Annotated in this window: 15 protein-coding genes, 1 tRNA gene and 1 other RNA gene; 7 read left to right on the top strand and 10 right to left on the bottom strand. The window is 72.8% G+C overall.

The features are described from left to right. The first annotated feature begins 153 nt into the window (after positions 1 to 153). Entirely contained in the window at positions 154 to 1,146 is a 993-nt protein-coding gene (locus QZV97_RS02820) for an HD domain-containing phosphohydrolase (protein WP_295638096.1), read from the top strand. Positions 1,147 to 1,169: 23 nt separating this feature from the next. Here the strand turns inward: QZV97_RS02820 and QZV97_RS02815 are convergent, their stop codons facing one another. From QZV97_RS02815 to QZV97_RS02800, 4 genes are all read right to left on the bottom strand, one after another. Continuing rightward, positions 1,170 to 4,271: an efflux RND transporter permease subunit gene (locus QZV97_RS02815; protein ID WP_295638093.1), complete on the bottom strand. Its 3,102-nt coding sequence runs from the start codon at positions 4,269 to 4,271 to the stop codon at positions 1,170 to 1,172. 13 nt (positions 4,272 to 4,284) lie between these two features. Then, positions 4,285 to 5,466 (bottom strand): efflux RND transporter periplasmic adaptor subunit, encoded by a 1,182-nt coding sequence (locus QZV97_RS02810; protein ID WP_295638090.1) that lies wholly within the window; start codon positions 5,464 to 5,466, stop codon positions 4,285 to 4,287. A gap of 120 nt (positions 5,467 to 5,586) precedes the next feature. Further along, positions 5,587 to 6,057: a ribonuclease HI gene (rnhA, locus tag QZV97_RS02805; RefSeq protein WP_295638087.1), complete on the bottom strand. Its 471-nt coding sequence runs from the start codon at positions 6,055 to 6,057 to the stop codon at positions 5,587 to 5,589. Further along, positions 6,054 to 6,884 (bottom strand): methyltransferase domain-containing protein, encoded by an 831-nt coding sequence (locus QZV97_RS02800; protein ID WP_295638084.1) that lies wholly within the window; start codon positions 6,882 to 6,884, stop codon positions 6,054 to 6,056. The genes rnhA and QZV97_RS02800 overlap by 4 nt, the downstream gene beginning before the upstream one ends. Between QZV97_RS02800 and gloB the strand changes: the two genes are divergently transcribed. Both gloB and QZV97_RS02790 read left to right on the top strand, forming a co-directional pair. Next, the gene (gene gloB / locus QZV97_RS02795; protein WP_295638081.1) at positions 6,883 to 7,653 is read left to right on the top strand and encodes a hydroxyacylglutathione hydrolase; all 771 of its coding nucleotides are present in this window, start codon (positions 6,883 to 6,885) and stop codon (positions 7,651 to 7,653) included. The genes QZV97_RS02800 and gloB overlap by 2 nt on opposite strands. Beyond that, positions 7,650 to 9,221, top strand: a complete 1,572-nt coding sequence (locus tag QZV97_RS02790; RefSeq protein WP_295638078.1) for a transglycosylase SLT domain-containing protein — start codon at positions 7,650 to 7,652, stop codon at positions 9,219 to 9,221. The genes gloB and QZV97_RS02790 overlap by 4 nt, the downstream gene beginning before the upstream one ends. 18 nt (positions 9,222 to 9,239) lie before the next feature. Here the strand turns inward: QZV97_RS02790 and recR are convergent, their stop codons facing one another. Genes recR through dnaX form a run of 3 tightly spaced genes read right to left on the bottom strand, consistent with a single transcriptional unit; the run spans position 9,240 to position 11,962 of the window. Next, positions 9,240 to 9,824 (bottom strand): recombination mediator RecR, encoded by a 585-nt coding sequence (gene recR, locus QZV97_RS02785; RefSeq protein ID WP_295638075.1) that lies wholly within the window; start codon positions 9,822 to 9,824, stop codon positions 9,240 to 9,242. A gap of 4 nt (positions 9,825 to 9,828) precedes the next feature. After that, on the bottom strand, positions 9,829 to 10,155 hold the full coding sequence (locus QZV97_RS02780) for a YbaB/EbfC family nucleoid-associated protein (protein ID WP_295638072.1): 327 nt from the start codon (positions 10,153 to 10,155) through the stop codon (positions 9,829 to 9,831). A gap of 22 nt (positions 10,156 to 10,177) precedes the next feature. Continuing rightward, positions 10,178 to 11,962 carry a DNA polymerase III subunit gamma/tau gene (gene dnaX / locus QZV97_RS02775; RefSeq protein ID WP_295638069.1) on the bottom strand — a complete coding sequence of 595 codons (1,785 nt, stop codon included), beginning with the start codon at positions 11,960 to 11,962 and terminating at the stop codon, positions 10,178 to 10,180. Positions 11,963 to 12,046: 84 nt separating this feature from the next. On the opposite strand from dnaX, the gene QZV97_RS02770 reads away from it, so the two are divergent. Further along, positions 12,047 to 13,162: an AIR synthase related protein gene (locus tag QZV97_RS02770; protein WP_295638066.1), complete on the top strand. Its 1,116-nt coding sequence runs from the start codon at positions 12,047 to 12,049 to the stop codon at positions 13,160 to 13,162. A gap of 42 nt (positions 13,163 to 13,204) precedes the next feature. Beyond that, positions 13,205 to 13,302, top strand: an RNA gene (ffs, locus tag QZV97_RS02765) — signal recognition particle sRNA small type. Between the two features lie 12 nt (positions 13,303 to 13,314). Here ffs and QZV97_RS02760 read toward each other — a convergent pair. From QZV97_RS02760 to QZV97_RS02750, 3 genes are all read right to left on the bottom strand, one after another. After that, positions 13,315 to 15,798: a serine/threonine protein kinase gene (locus QZV97_RS02760; protein WP_295638063.1), complete on the bottom strand. Its 2,484-nt coding sequence runs from the start codon at positions 15,796 to 15,798 to the stop codon at positions 13,315 to 13,317. A 2-nt stretch (positions 15,799 to 15,800) separates the two neighbouring features. Then, positions 15,801 to 17,564, bottom strand: a complete 1,764-nt coding sequence (locus tag QZV97_RS02755; protein ID WP_295638058.1) for an HDOD domain-containing protein — start codon at positions 17,562 to 17,564, stop codon at positions 15,801 to 15,803. Positions 17,565 to 17,652: 88 nt separating this feature from the next. Beyond that, on the bottom strand, positions 17,653 to 18,519 hold the full coding sequence (locus QZV97_RS02750; RefSeq protein ID WP_295638055.1) for an alpha/beta hydrolase: 867 nt from the start codon (positions 18,517 to 18,519) through the stop codon (positions 17,653 to 17,655). Positions 18,520 to 18,602: 83 nt separating this feature from the next. On the opposite strand from QZV97_RS02750, the gene QZV97_RS02745 reads away from it, so the two are divergent. After that, a complete protein-coding gene (locus QZV97_RS02745; protein WP_295638052.1) occupies positions 18,603 to 19,472 on the top strand; it encodes an NAD(P)-dependent oxidoreductase in 870 nt (289 codons plus the stop codon). Positions 19,473 to 19,509: 37 nt separating this feature from the next. Next, a tRNA-Ala gene (locus QZV97_RS02740) sits at positions 19,510 to 19,585 on the top strand. Positions 19,586 to 19,615: the final 30 nt, after the last annotated feature.

Raw genomic sequence — 19,615 nt, 5'->3', positions numbered from 1 at the left:
GCCGGGACAACCGACGCTAAGCGCGAACGGCGGCCGCCGCAACCGAATCTGCCCTCTGGCGCGCTGCAGCGCGCCGCCCGATGCGCTACCCTCGCCGCGTCCGCCCGGCGCCTCGTTCGCGCCGGCTTCCCGACCGTCCTCCCCGACCCGCGCATGCCGGCCCAGGAAACCTCCCCCGCCCCGTCCGCCACCGACGAAGCCGCCGCGCTCGTCGCCTCCGTCCAGGAACTGCACCGCTTCGCGATCCTGCTGCTTGCCGATGCCCCCGACGACCCGCTGTGGGTCGATCGGCTTCGAGCGCTGGCGCAACGCCTCGACGCGCTGCGCCTGCAGTCGCCCGACGGCCTGTTCTACCTGCTGATCCACGGCGCGGCGCGTACGCTGGAGCGCTACAGCAGCCATCACGCGCTGGTCTGCACGGCGGTCGTCGCCGAGTGCGCGATGCACCTCGGCTGGCCCGAGCCCGAGCAGCGCAGCCTGGCGCTGGCCGCGCTGTCGATGAACCTGAGCATCACCGCGCTGCAGGACGAACTGGTCTACCGCGAACGCACGCCGACGCTGGACCAGCGCATGGCGATCGACCGCCACAGCGCACGCAGCACCGAGATGCTGTCGGCGCTGGGCGTCGCCGACGCGCTGTGGCTGGCCGTCGTCGGCCAGCACCACGCGCCGCCCGCGCCGCCGGCCGCGGACGGCGACGAGCCGCCGGCATCGCCGGGTTCGCTCGACCCGGCGGCGCGGCTGGCGCGGCTGCTGCAGCGCATCGACGTGTTCACGGCACGCATGAGCCCGCGCAAGGCCCGCAAGGGCCTGCCGCCGATGCAGGCGATGCGCGAGGCCTGCCTGGGCAGCCAGGGCACGGCCGACGACATCGGCGTGGCGCTGACGCGCGCGCTCGGCATCTACCCGCCGGGCAGCTTCGTGCAGCTGGTCAACGGCGAGACCGCGGTGGTGCTGAAGCGCGGCTCGCGCGCCAGCCAGCCGCTGGTGGCCAGCGTGCTGGGCGCCGACCGGCAACCGCTGGCCGCGCCGCTGCTGCGTCGCACCGCCGATCCCGGCGAGCAGGTCAAGGGCCCGTCCCGCAACGACGAGAGTCGCCTGCGGCTGGACCACGTGCAGTTGCTGACGCTGGCCGCGTCGTCCTGAGCGCCCCCAGGGCTAGGCGGTGCTCAGACCGCCGCGTCGGGTGCGGGCTGGTCGGCCAGGGCCGGCGTGTCGTTCGGCCCCGGCGCGTGCTGGCGCGCGAACAGCGTGTAGACGGTCGGCACGACGAAGATCGTCAGCAGCGTGCCGAGCGACATGCCGCCGACGATGACCCAGCCGATCTGCTGGCGGCTCTCGGCGCCGGCGCCGGTGGCCAGCGCCAGCGGCACCGCGCCCAGCACCATCGCGCCGGTGGTCATCAGGATGGGTCGCAGCCGCAGGCTCGCGGACCGCGTGACCGCCTCGAGCGTCGACAGTCCCTGCTGGCGCAGCTGGTTGGAGAACTCGACGATCAGGATGCCGTGCTTGGTGATCAGGCCCACCAGCGTGATCAGGCCGATCTGCGAATAGACGTTGAGCGTGCCCCCGGCCAGCTTGAGCGCCAGCAACGCGCCGACCATCGACAGCGGCACCGCCAGCAGGATCACGAAGGGGTCGACGAAGCTCTCGAACTGCGCCGCCAGCACCAGGAAGATGAACAGCAGCGCCAGTACGAAGACGAGGCCGAGCGCGCCGCCGGACGTGCGGAACTCGCGCGAGATGCCGTTGAGCTCGGTCGAGTAGCCGGGCGGCAGCACCTTCGCGGCGGCCTGGTCCATGAACTGCAGCGCCTCGCCGAGCGCGTAGCCCGGGCCGAGGTTGGCGGTGATCGTCACCGAGCGGCGCTGGTTGAAGTGGTTCAGTTCGCGCGGCGCGACGCTGGTCTGCACCTTGACCAGCGCCGACAGCGGGATCATCGCCGCGTTGCCCGCGGCATCGGCGCGGCCGCGCACGTAGAGCTTCTCGATGTCCTCGGGCGTGCTGCGGCCGCTGGGCTGGGTCTGCACGATCACGTCGTACTGTTCGGCATCGCGCTTGTAGCGCGTGACGTTGCGGCCGCCGAGCATCGTCTCGATGGTGCGCGCGACGGCGTCCACCGAGACGCCGGCATCGGCCGCGCGGTCGCGGTCGACCGAGATGTAGATCTCGGGCTTGTTCAGGCGCAGGTCGATGTCGGGCTGGACGATGCCGGGGTTCCTCGCCATCTCGGCCAGCATCTGCTGGGCCACGCCGAACAGGTTGTCGTAGCTGTCCGAGGTGAGGATCACGAAGTTGACCGGCCGCTCGCGGAATCCCCCGCCCAGCGAGGGCGGCGTCACCGGGAAGGCCTGCACGCCGGGCAGCGCGGCGAACTTGGGCGACAGCTCGCGCGCGATGGTCGGCGTGCTGCGCTCGCGGTCCTTCCAGTCCTTGCCGCGGAACACCGCGATGCCCTGCGCGACCGTCGGCGTGCCGGAGATGATGAAGATGCGGTCCAGGTCGGGGTCGGCGAGCGCGATCTTCTCGATCTCGCCGAGATAGCGCGAGGTGTAGTCCAGCGTCGCACCGTCCGGGGCGCTGACGCTGGTGAAGACCACGCCGCGGTCCTCGATCGGCGCCAGCTCGCTCTTCATGCCCTTGAACAGGAGCGCGGCGCCTGCCGCCGACGCCACCATCACCAGCACCACGACCCAGCGATGCGCCAGCGTCCAGCGCAGCACGCCGGTGTAGCCGTCGGTCAGGCGCTGCAGCCCGCCTTCGACGAGGCGGTCGAAGCGGCTGGGCCTGGGGTTGTGGCGCAGCAGCTGGCTGCACATCATCGGGCTCAGCGTCAGCGCAACGAAGCCGGAGACGACCACCGCGCCGGCCAGCGTCAGCGCGAACTCGGCGAACAGCCGGCCGGTGCGGCCGGGCGTGAAGGCGATGGGGGCGAACACCGCTGCGAGCGTGAGCGTCATCGCCACCACCGCGAAACCGATCTCGCGCACACCCTTGAGCGCCGCCTGGAAGGGCTCCATGCCCTCTTCGATGTGGCGGTAGATGTTCTCGAGCACGACGATCGCGTCGTCGACCACCAAGCCGATCGCCAGCACCAGCGCCAGCAGCGTCAGTGTGTTGACGGTGAAGCCGGCCAGCGCGATCAGCGCGAAGGCGCCGATCAGGCTGACGGGGATGGTGACCAGCGGAATGATCGACGCGCGCAGCGTGCGCAGGAACACGAACACCACCAGCGCGACCAGCACCACCGCCTCGACGATGGTCTGGAAGACCGACCGGATCGAGCGGTCGATGAACACCGTGTTGTCGTTCGCCACCTGCACGCTCACGCCGGGCGGCAGCTCTTCGCGCAGCCGCGGCAGCATGTCGCGAACGCCCTGGGCCAGCTCCAGCGGGTTGGCGGTGGCGTTGCGCACCACGCCGGCCGACACCGCCGGCTTGCCGTTGAATCGCACCGCGCTGCGCTCGCTGGCAGGCGCCTCCTCGACGCGCGCGATGTCGCGCATCCGCACCGTGTAGCCCTGGGCGCTCTGCTTGATCGCGATGTCGGCGAACTGCGCCGGCGTCGCCAGGTCGGTGCGCGCGGTGACGGTGAACTCGCGCTGCTGGCTCTCGATGCGCCCGGCCGGCACCTCGAGGTTCTGGCGCCGGATCGCGTCCTCGACGTCCTGCACCGTCAGGCGCAAGGCGGCCAGCTTGTCGGGGTCGAGCCAGACCCGCATCGCGTAGGTGCGGTCGCCGCGGATCTGCACGTCGGCCACGCCCGGGACGGTCTGCAGCCGCGGCTTGATGATGCGCGTCAGCAGGTCGGTCAGCTGCAATGCGGTCTGCGAATCGCTGCTGAAGGTCAGCCAGATCGTCGGCGAGGCGTCGGCCTCGACCTTGGTGATGATGGGTTCGTCGACGGTGTCCGGCAGCCGGCCGCGCACGCGCGAGGCGCGGTCGCGCACGTCGGCAGCGGCGTTGTCCGGGTCCTTCTCGAGCTTGAAGCGCACCGTGATCTGGCTTTCCTCGGAGCGCGAGATCGAGGTGACGATGTCGACGCCGTCGATGCCGGCGATCGAGTCTTCCAGCGGCTTGGTGACCTGCGACTCGATCACCTCGGACGACGCACCGGTCAGCCGCGTCGTCACGGTGACCACCGGCTCGTCGATGCGCGGGTACTCGCGCAGCTGCAGGCGCGAGAACGACACCAGGCCGATCAGCACCAGCAGCAGCGACAGCACGGTCGCGAAGACCGGGCGGCGGATCGAGGCCTCGGCGAGCTGCATCGCGACCTGCCGCTCAGCCGGCGCGCGCCGCCGACGCCGCCGGCCCGGACGGCGCGACCGGTGCCGCCTGCGCCGGCTTGGCGCCCAGCTCGACCAGCTTCAGCGGCAGCGCGTCGCCGCGCGCCAGCTGCTGCTGACCGGCGGTGACGATGCGGTCGCCGGCGGCGACGCCGTCGAGGATCTCGACCTTGCCGTCGCGGCGCAGGCCGGTGCGGACCTCGAGCCGCTGCGAGGTCGGGCCCCGGGGGCCGTCGACGACCTTGATCAGCAGCTCCTTGCCGGCCTGCGGCAGCAGCGCCTCCTCGGGCACCAGGACCGCGCCCGGCCGCTGCCCCAGCACGACCTTGACGCGCGCGAACATGCCCGGACGCAGTTGCGCGCTGGCGTTGGGCACGCGGGCCCGCACGGCGATGGCGCGGCCGTCGGCGGTGATCTGCGGCTCCAGCGCCTCGACGACGGCGCTGAAGGTCTGCCCCGCCAGCGAGTCGATCGCGACCGCGACCTTCTGCTGCGGCTTGATGCGCGTGGCGAAGCGCTCGGGCAGGTTGAAGTCGACGTAGACGCTGGAGCTGTCCTCCAGCGCGACGATGTCGGCGCCGTCCTTCAGGTAGTCGCCGACGTTGACCTGGCGGATGCCGGCCTGGCCGTCGAAGGGCGCGAGGATGCGCAGCTTGTCGACCGTGGCACGCGCCAGCGCGACCTGGGCCTCGGCCACGGCGACGTTGGCCTGCGCCTGGTCGACCACGCTCTGCGTGACGAAGTTCTGCGCCACCAGCTCGGCATTGCGCTGCAGCGTCGTGCGCGCGATCGCCAGCTGGGCCTGCGCCTGGCGCAGCTGGGCCTGCGGCAGCGAGTCGTCGAACTGCACCAGCAGCTGCCCGCGCTTCACGCGCTGGCCGTCGACGAAGCCGAGCCGCACGATGCGGCCGCTGACCTCGGGGCGGATCACCACGCCCTGGCGCGAGCGCAGGCTGCCGACGGCCGTCGTGTCGTCGGTCAGGTCGCGCGCCTCGGCGCGGGCCACCTCGACCGACACCGGCCCGGCCGGCGTGGCGCCTCGGCCGGGGGCGCTGGGGGCCGCGTTCGCGACGCCGGCGCCCGAGGCCGACGACGGTGCGCGCTGCTGCCACCACCAGGCCAGCAGCGAGGCGGCGATCAGGCCCACGGCGGCCACGCTGAGATGCAGTCGTTTCATCGGGAGCTTGTCAGCAGAATCTCAGGATTCTGAACCGCCGCGGCCCGGCGCGGCGGCAGCGGCTTTGCATACCGCACGGCCGGGCGAGGGGAAACATTGCTTCACACAAGGCGGCCCGGCTCACAGGAAGCGCGCCACGCCCTGGTTGGCCAGTGCGTCGGCGCGCTCGTTGCCCGGGTCGCCGGCGTGGCCCTTGACCCAGTGCCAGTCGACATGGTGCACCGAGGCCAGGGACTCGAGCTTCTGCCACAGGTCGGCGTTCTTGACCGGCTTGCGGTCGGCGGTCTTCCAGCCGCGCTGCTTCCAGCCGTGGATCCATTCGGTGATGCCCTTGCGGACGTACTCGCTGTCGGTGTACAGCGCGACCTTGCAGCTGCGCTTGAGCGAGCCCAGGGCCTCGATCACCGCGGTCAGCTCCATGCGGTTGTTGGTGGTGCTGGCCTCGCCGCCGCTGAGTTCCTTCTCGTGGCCGTCGCTCGACAGCCAGGCGCCCCAGCCGCCAGGCCCCGGGTTGCCCTTGCAGGCGCCGTCGGTGTAGATGGTCACGGCCGGGCGGGCGATCACGTCGCTGACGCTGCGGGCCGCGCTCACTCCAGCTCCTCGCTCAGTTCGCGGTGCCGGTGGCTCACCACGGCCGGCGCGGCGCGCGACTTCGGGGCCTTGCCGCGCGCCAGGCCGATCAGCCGCATGCCGCGCACGCGCTTGACGGCCGTGACGAGGTAGACCGCACCGAACATCGGCCACCAGCGGTCGCCGGCTTTCTCCATCCAGCCCCAGCGGTCCAGCCACGGCTGGGAGCGCAGCGCCGGCCGGTAGCAGCCGAAGGCACCGCCCTCGACCTCGAAGCTGAGCAGGCGCAGCCAGTCGCGCAGCCGGCGGTTGGCGATGAACTCGCCGGCGCGCGGCAGGAACAGGCTGGCGCCGTTGCCGCCGGCGCCCAGCCGGCGCGACCAGCGCCCGCCCCACTGCCGCAAACCCCACAGGCTGGCCGGGTTGAAGCCGACGATGACCACGCGGCCCTCGGGCACCAGCACGCGCTCGACCTCGCGCAGCGTGTGGTGGGCGTCGCGCGCGAACTCCAGCGTGTGCGGCAGCACGACCAGGTCCAGGCTCTGGCTCGGGAACGGCAGCGCCTCGAAGTCGCACAGCAGCGATGTCGCCGGCATCGGCGCCGGCGGGGCGTCGTGGTCGGCCTCGCGGGCCGCGGCGGGCGTGACGCCCGGGCGCGCGAGCCAGCGGTGCGGCATGCGGTTGGCGCGCAGCGCGTCGATCTCGGGCAGGCCGAGCTGCAGCGCGTGGAAGCCGAAGACGTCGGCCACGTGGGCATCGATGCGCGCCTGCTCCCAGTCCAGGACGTAGCGTCCCGGCGGTGTCTGCAGCCAGCGCGGCAAATCTATACTCGAAGCCTCTTGCGTCATGGACCTGCTTGCTGTTCCCGCCTTCACCGACAACTACATCTGGATGCTTCACGATGGCGTGTCGGCCATCGTCGTCGATCCGGGGGACGCAGCACCGGTCGTTCGTGCTCTCGACGAGCGGTCGCTGAAGCTGTCGGCGATTGTAGTGACCCACCACCACGGCGACCACGTCGGCGGCGTCGATGCGCTGCGCGATCGCCTGCAGGGGCCGGTGTGGGCGCCGGCGACCGAGTCCATCCCCGAACCCAACGTGCCGCTGCGCGGCGGTGACGCGGTCGACCTGTTCGGCACGCGCTTCGAGGTCATCGACGTGCCGGGCCACACGGCCGGCCACATCGCCTACTTCGGCCGGCCGGCCGGCCAGGCGCCGATCCTGTTCTGCGGCGACACGCTGTTCAGCGGCGGCTGCGGCCGCCTGTTCGAGGGCACGCCGGCGCAGATGCATGCCTCGCTGTCGCGGCTGGCGGCGCTGCCGGGCGACACGCGGGTCTGCTGCGCCCACGAGTACACGCTGTCCAACCTGAAGTTCGCGCGCGCCGTGGAACCCGGCAACGCCGAACTGGTCGACTACAGCGCGCGCTGCGAATCGCTGCGCCGACGCGACCTGCCGACGCTGCCCAGCAGCGTGTCCACCGAACGGCAGGTCAATCCTTTCCTGCGGGTCGCCGAACCCGAGGTCCGCGCCGCGGCGCGGGCCCACGGCGCGACCGGCGACGATGCGGTGAGCGTGCTCGCCGCATTGCGACAGTGGAAGAACGAATTCCGATGAAGCGCCCCACCGCCCTGCTGCAGCGTCTTGCACCTTCCCTGGCCCTGACGCTGCTGCTGGCGGCCTGCGCCACGGCCCCGACACCGGTGCCGCCCCCGGTCGCATCCGCCGCCTCGGCGGCCAGCGTGCCGGTCGCGGCGGCCTCCGTGCCGGCGCCGGTCGCCGCCTCCGCGCCGGCCGTCGCCGCGTCCGGGTCGGTGCCGGCCGCACCCGGCGAGCCGCCCGCCGTCGCCGCCGGCACGCCGACCGATCCGGTGCGTCCCGAGGAGCCCGTCAACCTGGCCGACGACACGGCCCAGCGCGACCTGTGGGTGCGGGTGCGACGCGGCTTCGCGATGCCCGACCTCGACACCGACCTCGTGCGCAACCGCGAGCAGTGGTACGCGACGCGACCCGACTACGTGCAGCGCATGACCGAGCGCTCCAGCCGCTACCTCTATCACATCGTCGACGAGATCGAGCGCCGCGGCATGCCCACCGAGCTGGCGCTGCTGCCCTTCATCGAGAGCGCATTCAACCCCCAGGCGATGTCCTCGGCCAAGGCCTCGGGCATGTGGCAGTTCATCCCCTCGACCGGCAAGCACTACGACCTGACGCAGAACATCTTCCGCGACGAGCGCCGCGACGTGCTGGCGTCGACGCGCGCCGCGCTCGACTACCTGCAGAAGCTGCATGCCCAGTTCGGCGACTGGCACCTGGCGCTGGCCGCCTACAACTGGGGCGAGGGCAGCGTCGGCCGCGCGATGGCGCGCAACCAGAAGGCCGGGCTGCCGACCGACTACCTCAGCCTGAAGATGCCGCTCGAGACGCGCTACTACGTGCCCAAGCTGCAGGCCGTGAAGAACATCGTCGCGCGGCCGCAGGACTTCGGCCTGGTGCTGCCGACGCTCGAGAACCACCCCTACTTCCTCAGCGTGCCGATCCAGCGCGACGTCGACGTGGCGCTGGTGGCGCGCCTGGCCGGCCTGACGATGAGCGAGTTCCAGGCCCTGAACCCGCAGCTCAACCGGCCGGTGATCCTGGCGGCCGGCACGCCGCAGGTGCTGCTGCCCTACGACAACGCGAACGACTTCCTGATCGCGCTGCGCCAGCACCAGGGGCCGCTGGCCAGCTGGACCGCCTGGACCGTGCCCAGGACCATGAAGCCGGGCGACGCGGCCAAGCAGGCCGGCATGAGCGAGGAAGCGCTGCGCGACGTCAACCGCATCCCGCCGCGCATGCTGATCAAGGCCGGCTCGACGCTGCTGGTCCCGCGCAACCACCAGCGCCACCAGGATGTGTCGGAGCGCGTCGCCGACAACGCGGCCATGCACCTGGTGTCCGACGGCCCCAACCTGCGGCGCACGACGGTGAAGGCGCGCAAGGGCGACAGCGTGGCCTCGATCGCGACGCGCTACCGCGTCAGCGCGGCCAGCCTCGCGACCTGGAACAAGGTCTCGGCCGGGGCGTCCTTCGCCACCGGCCAGGCGGTGGTGCTCTACGTACCGGCCAAGGCGGCGGCCAAGAAGGGCACGCGCACCGCCAAGAAGGCCACCAGCAGCAAGCGCGCCAAGGCCGGCAGGCGCTGACCGGTTCTGCGCCGGCGCTCAGCGCCGGTCGCTGAGCGCGTGCGCGATCGTGCCGAGGTCGACGTACTCGAGCTCGCTGCCGACCGGCACGCCGCGCGCCAGTCGCGTGACGGTCACGCCGCGCCCCTTGAGCGCCTGCGCGATCACGTGCGCCGTGGCCTCGCCCTCGGCGGTGAAGTTGGTCGCGACGATCAGCTCCTGCACCTCGCCGTCGGTCGCGCGCTCCAGCAGCGCGGCCAGGCCGATGTCGCGCACGCCGATGCCGTCGAGCGGCGACAGCCGCCCCATCAGCACGAAGTAGAGGCCGTGGTAGCTGCCGCTGCGCTCGACCGCGGCCTGGTCGGCCGGCGTCTCGACGACGCAGAGCTGGCGTCGCTCGCGCGCCGGATCGAGGCAGGTGCTGCAGACCTCGGCCTCGGTGAAGGTGTGGCAGCGCGCGCAGTGGCGCACCGTCGCCACGGCGCCTTCGAGCGCCCGCGCCAGCTGCTGCGCGCCGCCGCGGTCGTGCTGCAGCAGGTGGTAGGCCATGCGCTGCGCCGACTTGACGCCGACACCCGGCAGGCGCCGCAGCGCCTCGGTCAGCTGGTCGAGCGACGAGGCCACGGGGTCAGAAGGGGAACTTCATCCCCGGAGGCATCGGCATGCCGGCGGTGAGCTTGCCCATCTTCTCCTCGCTGGTCGCGGCGGCGCGGCGCACCGCGTCGTTGACGGCGGCGGCGACCAGGTCCTCGAGCATGTCCTTGTCGTCGGCCAGCAGGCTGGGGTCGATGGTGATGCGCTTCACGTCGTGCTTGCAGGTCATCACGACCTTCACGAGGCCGGCGCCCGACTGGCCCTCGACCTCGATCAGCGCCAGCTCGTCCTGCGCCTTCTTCAGGTTGTCCTGCATCGCCTGCGCCTGCTTCATCAGGCCGGCCAGTTGTCCTTTGAGCATCTCGTTCTCCAGAAAATGATCGTCAGGTCGGCTTGACCGACCCCGGCACGATGCGCGCCGTCTTGTACTGCGACAGCATCTGCACGACGAACGGGTCGGCATCGATCTCGGCCTCGGCCGCGCGCTGGCGTGCCTCGCGCGCTGCGGCGTCGCGGCGCGCCGGCGTGTCGACGACCGCGCCGGCCTCGACCTCGAGCGCGACCGCGTGGCCCAGCACCTGCGCCAGCGCGGCCTGCAGCTTGTCGGCATGCGCGGGGTTGCGCAGGGCCTCGCGCTCGACGCGCAAGGCGAAGCGCGTCTCGCCGCCGTCGATGGCGGTGCACTCGGCCTGCAGTGCCAGCTCGCGCACCAGCGCAGCCACCGCATTGGCGGCCACGAGCGACTGCACCAGCGCGTGCCAGCGATCGCCGAGCGGGCCGGTGACGAGCGGCGCCGCATCGGCCACCGGTGCAAGCGCAGGCGCGCGCGCGGACCGCGGCGCGGCCGGCGCGACCGGCGCCTCGGCCTCGATCGGGATCTCTTCTTCCCACGGCGGCACGCCGGCCGCGGGCGCCGTCGCCTGGACCGGCGCGGGCTTGCTGGCCGGTGCGACCGCGGTGCTGGCCACGGCCGGATTGCGCGCCAGCGGCACCGCCGGTGCGGGTCGCGGCGCCGGCGCCGCCGAGGACGGCGCGGCGGCAGCGCGCGGCGGCACCGACCGCGTCGCCCCGCCCGGCCGGAAGGCCAGCATGCGCAACAGCACCATCACCAGACCGCCGTACTCATCGGGCGCCAGCGCCAGCTCGCCGCGGCCGTGCAGCGCGATGCTGTAGAGCAGCTGGGTCTCGTCGGGCGGCAGCAGGCCGGCGCGCTGCTCGAGCGCGGCGGTGTCGGGATCGTCGGCGTCCAGCGCGCCGGGCACGGCCTGCAGCAGCGCCATCTGCTGCAGCACCACGGTCATCTCCTCGAGCGCGCCCTCGGCCGACAGCCCCTCGGCGCGCAAGGCGTCCGCGGTGGCGACCACGGCCGCACCGTCGCCGGCGGCCAGCGCATCGATCAGCGCATAGACGTGGCTGCGCTCGACGGCGCCGAGCATCTGGCGCACGCCCGCCTCGGTCAGCGCACCGGCGCCGAAGGCGATCGCCTGGTCGGTGAGCGAGAGCGCGTCGCGCATCGAGCCGTGCGCGCCGCGCGCCAGCAGGCGCAGCGCACCGGGCTCGGCCTCGATGGACTCGCTGGCCAGCACCTGCTGCAGGTGCGTGCGCACGACCTCGGGCGGCATCGGCCGCAGGTTGAACTGCAGGCAGCGGCTCAACACGGTGACCGGCACCTTCTGCGGGTCCGTCGTGGCCAGCACGAACTTCAGGTACTCGGGCGGCTCCTCCAGCGTCTTCAGCATCGCGTTGAAGGCCGTCGTCGACAGCATGTGCACTTCGTCGATCATGAAGACCTTGAAGCGCCCGACCACCGGTTTGTAGGCCGACTGCTCCAGCAGCTGCTGGATCTCGTCGACGCCGCGGTTGCTGGCCGCGTCGAGCTCGGTGTAGTCGACGAAGCGGCCGGCATCGATGTCGCGGCAGGCCGGGCAGACGCCGCAGGGCTGGGCGGTGATGCCGCCCTGGCCGTCGAGCCCGGTGCAGTTGAGGCTCTTGGCGAGGATGCGCGAGACCGTGGTCTTGCCGACGCCGCGCGTGCCGGTGAAGAGGTAGGCGTGATGCAGGCGTTGCGAGCCCAGCGCGTTGGCCAGCGCGCGCACCACGTGCTCCTGGCCGACCATCTCGCCGAAGTGGCGCGGACGGTACTTGCGGGCCAGGACCAGGGTGCTCATGCGAATCAGTTTACCGGGGCAGCGCAAGGCCCCGCGGCGGCGCGGTGCCGGATAATCCGGCGCACTCGCGCCCCCTGCCCGCCCATGACCACCGCTGCACCCACCCCGCTGAGCTACGAACAGGCCGGCGTCAACTACGACCTCATCGATCCGCTGAAGGTGGCCGCGCAGCGCGCCGCGAAGGACACCGCGATCAACCTGGCGGCGCACGGCTTCGGCGAGGTCGCGGCCTCGCGTGGCGAGTCGGCCTACGTCGTCGACGTTGGCCCTTTCTACCTGGCCAGCATCGTCGAGTGCCTGGGCAGCAAGGCGCTGGTCGCCGACGAGATGCAGGCGCTCACCGGCAGGAGCTGGTACGACCGCATCGCGCAGGACACCATCGCGATGGCGATCAACGACCTGATCACCGTCGGCGCGACGCCGCTGGTGGTGCAGGCCTACTGGGCCGCCGGCGGCAGCGACTGGTTCGGCGACGCCCAACGAGCGCAGGCGCTGGTGGCCGGTTGGAAACGCGCCTGCGACGTCTGCGGCGTGGCCTGGGGCGGCGGCGAGACACCGGCGCTGGCCGGCATCGTCGAGGCCGGGCGCATCGACCTCGCGGCGTCCTGCACCGGACTGATCAACCCGAAGAGCCGGCTCTCGGTCGGCGACGCGCTGGCACCGGGCGACGCGATCGTGCTGCTGGCCTCGAGCGGTATCCACGCCAACGGCCTGAGCCTGGCGCGCAAGCTGGTGGAACGGCTGCCGCAGGGCTACCTCACCGAAGTGGCGCCGGGCCTGAGCTACGGCGAAGCCCTGCTCGCGCCGACGGCGCTGTATTCGCCGGTGACCGAGGGGCTGTGGCAGGCCGGCATCGTGCCGCACTACAGCGCCAACATCACCGGCCACGGCTGGCGCAAGCTGCTGCGCCACCCCGCGACCCACACCTACCGCATCCACACCGTGCCGCCGGTGCCACCGGTGCTGGAGTTCATCGCCCGGCACGCCGGCCACGACGCGCGCGAGGCCTACTCGACGCTGAACATGGGCGCGGGCTTCGCGCTCTTCGTCAAGGCCGCGGACGCAGCGCGCACCGTCGAGGTCGCGAAGGCCACGGGCGTCGCGGCCTGGGTCGCGGGCGCGGTCGAGGCGGGGCCGAAGCAACTGCTGATCGAGCCGATCGGCGTGCGCTTCTCCGACGACGACCTCAAGCTTCGTTGAAGCGGTGAAGGGCCCGAGGACCCGTCACCTACAATCCACCTCGACGGGCCTCCCCGCATGGGGGCGCGGCCAACCGGGTCAGGTCGGGAACGAAGCAGCCCTAACCGTTAGCTCTCAGTGACGGGATCAGGCTCGTCACCCTTGCTCTGTCGTCATCCGCCGCTCGCCTGGCGGAACGCCATCACGGCCTGATTGCGCAAGGTGCGCAGCAGCGACAGTTCCTTCTCGCTCAGCACGATCGCGCCGGCTTCGGCCTTGTCGGCGTAGATCAGGCCGACCGGCGCCTGCTTGACCGACAGCGGCAGCAGCAGGAAGGCCGGCGCGTCGATCGTGTCGCGGTACCAGGCCGGCAGGCGGCCGCGGAGATTGTTCGCGGTGGCATCGCTGATCAGCGTGTCGGCGCCCTTCAGGCACACGGCCGCAAACAGATCGGCGGTCGTGCCCGGCGCCGGCTTGAGCGCGACGCGGAAGGCCGCCTTCAGCGCCTCGTCGCCCTCGCCCAGCAGGAAGCGGCCGACCAGCGCGCCGCTCTTCGCGTCGCGCAGGCAGAACAGCACGCGCCGGAAGCCGAGCGCGCGGTACATCGTCTCCAGGATCATGCGCAGCACCTCGCCGAGCTTGACCTCGTCGACCATGCTGTTCGTGATGTCCTGGATGCCGGCGGCCAGCACGCTGGCCGGGTCGGCGGCGGCGGCGCGGTCGCGGCCTTGCGGTGCAGCCAGCACCAGGGTGTCCTCGACGCGACCCGGGCCGATGGCGAGGTCGGACAGGGTGTCGGACGCAGCCGCGCCGTGCTTCGCGGGCGCGGCCGATGCGGCAGCCGGCTGCGGCTTGGGCGCCAGCAGCCGCTCGGCGGTGGCGCCGGGCTGCAGGCGGATCTCCAGGCCCGCGGCCAGTTCGGTCAGGCGCCCGCGCGAGCGGCCGACGGCCGCGATCATCTCGCGCGCCGGCACGCCGATGGCACGCGCATGACGCTCGGCCAGCTCGGCGAGCTTGCGCGTCGCTTCCTCGGGTTCGTGATGCAGCAGCGTGTCGGCGATCTCGTTGGCGGCGCTGGCCAGCCAGCGCAGGCGCTCGGGCACGGCGGCGGGGGGCTGCGAGGGCGGCGTGCCGGTCGCCGTGCGCATGCAGCGCTGCAGCGTGTCGGGCAGGCCCCAGTGGCGGGCGACGCCCAGGCCCAGCTCTTCGTAGCTCAGGCCCAGCACCGACACCGAGGCTGCCGCTTCGGGCATCGGCTGCTTCGGCGCGCTGCGTGCAGGCACGACGCCGGGGCGCACGAGCCGGCGCACCTGCTCGGCTTCCTCGGGGAAGTAGAACTCGGCCAGCAGACGGCCGAGGTTCTGGAACATCGCACCGAGGAAGGCCTCCTCCATCACGCCGTGCTGCGCCATCGAGCCCGGGCACAGCTCCTCGGCCAGCGTGCCGGCCATCAGCGCGCGCAGGAACTCCTGGCGGATCTGCTGCGCGTGTAGCTTGTCGTTCATGTGCTCGACCAGCACCAGCGACAGCGCGAGGTTGCGCACGCCGGCAAAGCCCATCAGCTGCACTGCGCGCGAGACCGTGCTGATGCTGCCGCCGCCGGCCTGCGAGTAGTGCGCGGTGTTGACCAGCCGCAGCAGCTTGTGCGTCAGCGCCACGTCCTTGAGGATCTCGCCGGCCAGGGTGCCGAGGTTCTCGTTCTCGGACGCGGCGACACGCTGGATGCTGGCGACCGAGTCCGACAGCGCCGGGAAGTCGGTCTTGTGGCGCATGCGGCGCAGCAGGAAGTCGAGCGTGCCGGCCTTCTGGGAACCGGCTGCGCCGGTATCGTCGGCGGCCGGTGCGAGCCAGGCCTTCAGCGCGTCGCGCAGCTCGCCGGCGTCGCGGAAGCGCTGCGCCGCATCGCGCGCCAGCGCACGCTGGATCACGCCACGCAGCGCGTCGTCGATGGGTTGCGGCGTCTGGGCCGGCAGCGCGAGGTCGGTGTCGGCGATGCGCTTGAGGATCGCCGGCACCTCGGTCTCGGTGATCAGCGCGCGGCCCAGCATCAGCTCGGCCAGCACGAGGCCGAGCGCGAAGACATCGACCGCCGGCGTCGGCGGCTCGCGCTTCAGCGTCTCGGGTGCGGCGTAGCGCGGCGTGCCGACGGCCGCGACGGCGACGCCGCTCTTCACCGCGATGCCGAAGTCGGTGACGCGAGCATGGCCGGCCGCGTCGACGAGAAAGTTCGACGGCTTCAGGTCGCGGTGCACCAGGCCGGCGGCATGCGCCTGGGCCAGCGCATCGACCACGCCGAGCATCCACTCGACCGCCTCGCGCGGCGCATAGGGGCCGCGCTGCAGCAGGTGCCGGTCCAGCGAGGCGCCGGCCACGTACTCGAAGACGAGATAGGGCTGGGCCCGCGCGCCGCTGCCGTGCAGGTCGGCCTCGAAGACCGGGACGATGTGCGGATGGTTCAGGCCGGCGGCGGCGCGCGCCTCGGCCAGCCAGTCGCCGAGATCGGCCCCGGCCTCGACGTTCATCAGCTTCAGCGCGACGTCGCGCGCCAGCCGCGGGTCGTGCGCCAGCCAGACGGTGCTCTGCGCACCACGGCCCAGCACGCGACGGAGCTCGAAGCGGCCGACGCGCTCGACGCCGGCGACGGCAGCCGCACCCACGTTCAGGCCGCCTGGTCCACGGGATGCGCGCTCGCGTCGACGTCGCGCAGCGCCGACTGCAGCGCGTCGGCCAGTTCGTTCTGGCCCAGCACGATGGCGCGCGCGTAGCGCTGCGTCACCTTGCCGATCGCGACGGCGGCAGCGCCGCTGCGCGCCTCGCGCGAGTTCAACGCGTCGACCGCCTCGACGGCGGCACCGGCCAGCAGCCGCATCATGTCGCCGCGCTGGTCGGGCGTGCGCACCGGCGCGTCGGTCGAGACGCGGCGCATCGCGTGCAGCATCGATTCGGGCAGGCCCCAGTGGCGCGCGACGGCCAGCGCCAGCACCTCGGGCTCGACGCCGATCACGGCGCAGGCCGCGGCCGCCTCGGGCATGCCGCGCGGCACCTCGGGACCCGGATGGACCAGGCGGTGGATCTGCTCGGCCTCGTCGGGGAAGTGATAGCGCAGCAGCAGCGCGCCCAGATGCTGCAGCAGGCCGACGAGGAAGGCCTCCTCGCCGTCCATGTCGGCCGGGCACAGCCGGCGCGCCACGTGGGCAGCGAGTCGCGCCTCGCGCAGCGCGGCGGCCAGGGCCGGCGCATGCTGTTGCTGCAGCGCGCCCGGCCAGGGCTTCAGGCCGGTCGTGCTGCGGCGCAAGCCCTGCACGCCGATCAGCTGCACGGCGCGCCGCACGGTGGCGACGCCGCTGCCGGCCTGGGCCGCGAACTGCGCGGCGTTGACCAGCCTCAGCAGCTCGAAGGCCAGCGCCGGATCCTGGATCAGCACCTCGGCCATGTCGCTGATGCGCTGCTGCTCCATCGCCACCACCGCGGACACGCGCGACAGCAATCCCGGCAGCGCCGGCAGGTGGCCGACGCTGTGCATGCGATCCAGCAGCAGCGCCAGCGCGCCCTCGCTGCCGGCCGCCTGCGCATCAAGCCAGCCCTGCAGTGCGCGCTGCAGGCTGCGCGCGCCGAGGTAGCGGCGCTGCGGCTCGCGTTCGGTGGCGCGGTTGACGATGGCGCGCAGGGCATCGGGCACCGGCTGCGGTGTGGTCCAGCCCAGGCGCACGATCTCGCGGTCCAGGCGCTCCAGCGCCGTCGGCGGGTCGGTCTCGTCCAGCGCCGGGGCGCCGGCCAGCAGGCGGTGCAGCAGCAGGCCGCAGGCCTGCAGGTCGCGGGCGCCGGCGTCGCGCTGCAGGCGCAGCGCACCGGTGTCGACGGCGCGCGCGGCGCTGGCACCGGCCGCCCGTGCCGGCGGCGCACTGCCCGCGTCCGCGCCCGGCAGCAGCATCGCGCGACCCTGCGCGTCGATCAGCACGCTGTAGGCACCGATGTCGCCGTGCGCGAGGCCGGCCTCGTGCACGAAGGCCAGGCCCTGCAGCAGGTCGATCATCCATAGTGCCGCGTCGGCCGGCGTCGGCGGCTCGCCGCCGGCCAGCCGTGCGTCGAGCGTCATGCCCTCGATGGCCGGACCGGCGACGTAGGGCCAGCGCTCCTCGACACCGACCTCGGTGACCGGCAGCAGCTGCGGATGATTCAGGCGCGCGACGAGGCGGGCGTCGTGGAGCCAGTGCTCCAGGGCCGCGGCATCGGTCGGCTGGTGGCGCGGCAGCGCCAGGATCAGGTCGTGGGCGGTGGCCGGCTCGCGCGCGCACCACAGCATCGTGCGGCTGCTCTTGCCCAGCAGGCTCAGCAGCTGAAAACGGCCGAGCCGCCGCCCGACGGCGCCGGAGGCGGACGTCGGCGGCGGAGCGCTGGTCGATGAGGACGGGGCAGCGGGCATGAGGCCACGGAATCGTTGCCTCGATTGGACGGCCGGCCGGCTCCCGGCAATGCGGGGAACTGGGGCCGCGGGACCGTCTTATTCCGGTTCAGGCGCGCAGAAGTTCCCAGGCGCGCGCATGCAGCACCCCGTCCGGCTCGGCCAGCGCGTGCAGGACGTCGAGGTGGTTCGTGCCCGGCACCTCCTCGCAGCGCGGCACGACCGCCTTGCCCCAGGCGGCCTGGATCAGGCGGTTCTGGCGCAGGAACTCCTCACTCTCCAGCGCGCCGGCGGCGGCCAGCAGCGTGCGCCCGCGCGGCGCTGGAAAGCGCGCCGGGCTGAGGTGCGCCACCGCGGCCGGCGTCAGCCGCAGATCGGCCTTCAGGAAGGGCGTCAGCCGCACCGGCTCCAGCTCGTAGAGCCCCGAGATGCTGAGCGCGCACCTCACCAGCCCGGCCGGCAGATCGGGCGCGACGCGCCGCCAGTCGCAGGCCAGCAGCATCGTCGCGAGGTGACCGCCTGCCGAGTGGCCGACCAGCACGATGCGCCGCGGGTCGCCGTGGTGCGCGGCCGCGTGGCGCCAGGTCCAGGCCAGCGCGCGCGTCATCTGCAGCACGATGGTCTCGATGGTGACGCTGGGCGACAGCGCGTAGTTCGGCAGCACCACGGTCGCGCCGCCGCGCACGAAGGCCGGCGCGACGAAGCTGTGGCCGGCCTTGTCGAGCGACCGCCACCAGCCGCCGTGGATGAAGACCAGCACCGGCGCGCCGGGCTGCGCGGCCGGAAAGACGTCGAGCGTCTCGTTCGGCCCGTCGCCGTAGCGCAGGTCGACGCGACACGGCAGCGCGGCGCGGGCCGCCGCCGAGTCGGCGTCCCAGCGCGCGAACAGCTGCGGATGCCCGGGGATGCGGGCGCGGTTGTTGTACTGGACGTCGAGCCAGGCGGGGTCGAGGCTGGCGGGCTGCGGCAGGGTCATGTGGGTGGGGGCGGTGCGTCGTGGACTCGCTTCCTATACTGCCCCAGAACCCCACCGATCCACCACAACGACATGGAGCACCGATGAAGATCGCCTTGCTGGGCACCGGCCTGATGGGCGCGCCGATGGCGCGGCGGCTGTGCGGCGCCGGCTTCGACGTGACGGTGTGGAACCGCACGCGCGCGAAGGCCGAGCCGCTGGCCGCCGATGGCGCGCGCATCGCCGATGCCGCGACCGAGGCGGTGCGCCAGGCCGACGTCGCGATCACGATGCTCGAGCATGGCGACGCCGTGCAGGACCTGCTGTTCGCCCAGGGCGTGGCCGATGCGCTGCCGCGCGGCGCGTTGCTGGTCGACATGAGTTCGATCAAGCCGGCCCAGGCCCGCGAACACGCCGCCGCGCTGGCGACGCGCGGCATCGGCCACGTCGACGCGCCGGTGTCCGGCGGCACACTGGGCGCGCAGGCCGGCACGCTGACGATCATGGCCGGCGGCGAGGCGGCGGACTTCGCCCGCGCGCAGCCGGTCTTCGCGCCGATGGGTCGCTCGACCCACGTGGGCCCGCACGGCGCCGGCCAGCTGGCCAAGCTGGCCAACCAGATGATCGTCGGCATCACCATCGGCGCGGTCGCCGAGGCGCTGCTGCTGGCCGAGCGCGGCGGCGCCGACCCGGCCCGGGTGCGCGAGGCGCTCAAGGGAGGCTTCGCCGACAGCCGCATCCTCGAGGTGCACGGCCAGCGCATGGTCGAGCGCGATTTCGCCAAGCGCGCCGCCGTGACGGTGCAGCTGAAGGACCTGCGCAACGCGCTGGCGACCGGTGCCGAGACCGGCTTCGACGCGCCGATCACGCGGCTCTTCGAGCAGCTCTACGCCAGCACGGCCGAACACGGCTGGCCCGACGTCGACCATGCCGGCCTGTGGCTGGAGCTGGCGCGGCGCAACGGCATGCGCTGAGCGTGCCGTCGGCGTCGGCTACAATGCGCGTTGTCGTGGGGGGGTAGCTCAGCTGGGAGAGCGTCGCGTTCGCAATGCGAAGGTCGGGAGTTCGATCCTCCTCCTCTCCACCAGGACACCGAAGGCCTCGATGCTCATCGAGG

Origin of the sequence: uncultured Methylibium sp. (assembly GCF_902826655.1) — a bacterium.
GTDB lineage: Bacteria > Pseudomonadota > Gammaproteobacteria > Burkholderiales > Burkholderiaceae_C > Methylibium.
Note: the sequence above shows the minus strand (reverse complement) of the source record. Positions and strands in the feature narration are given on the sequence as shown.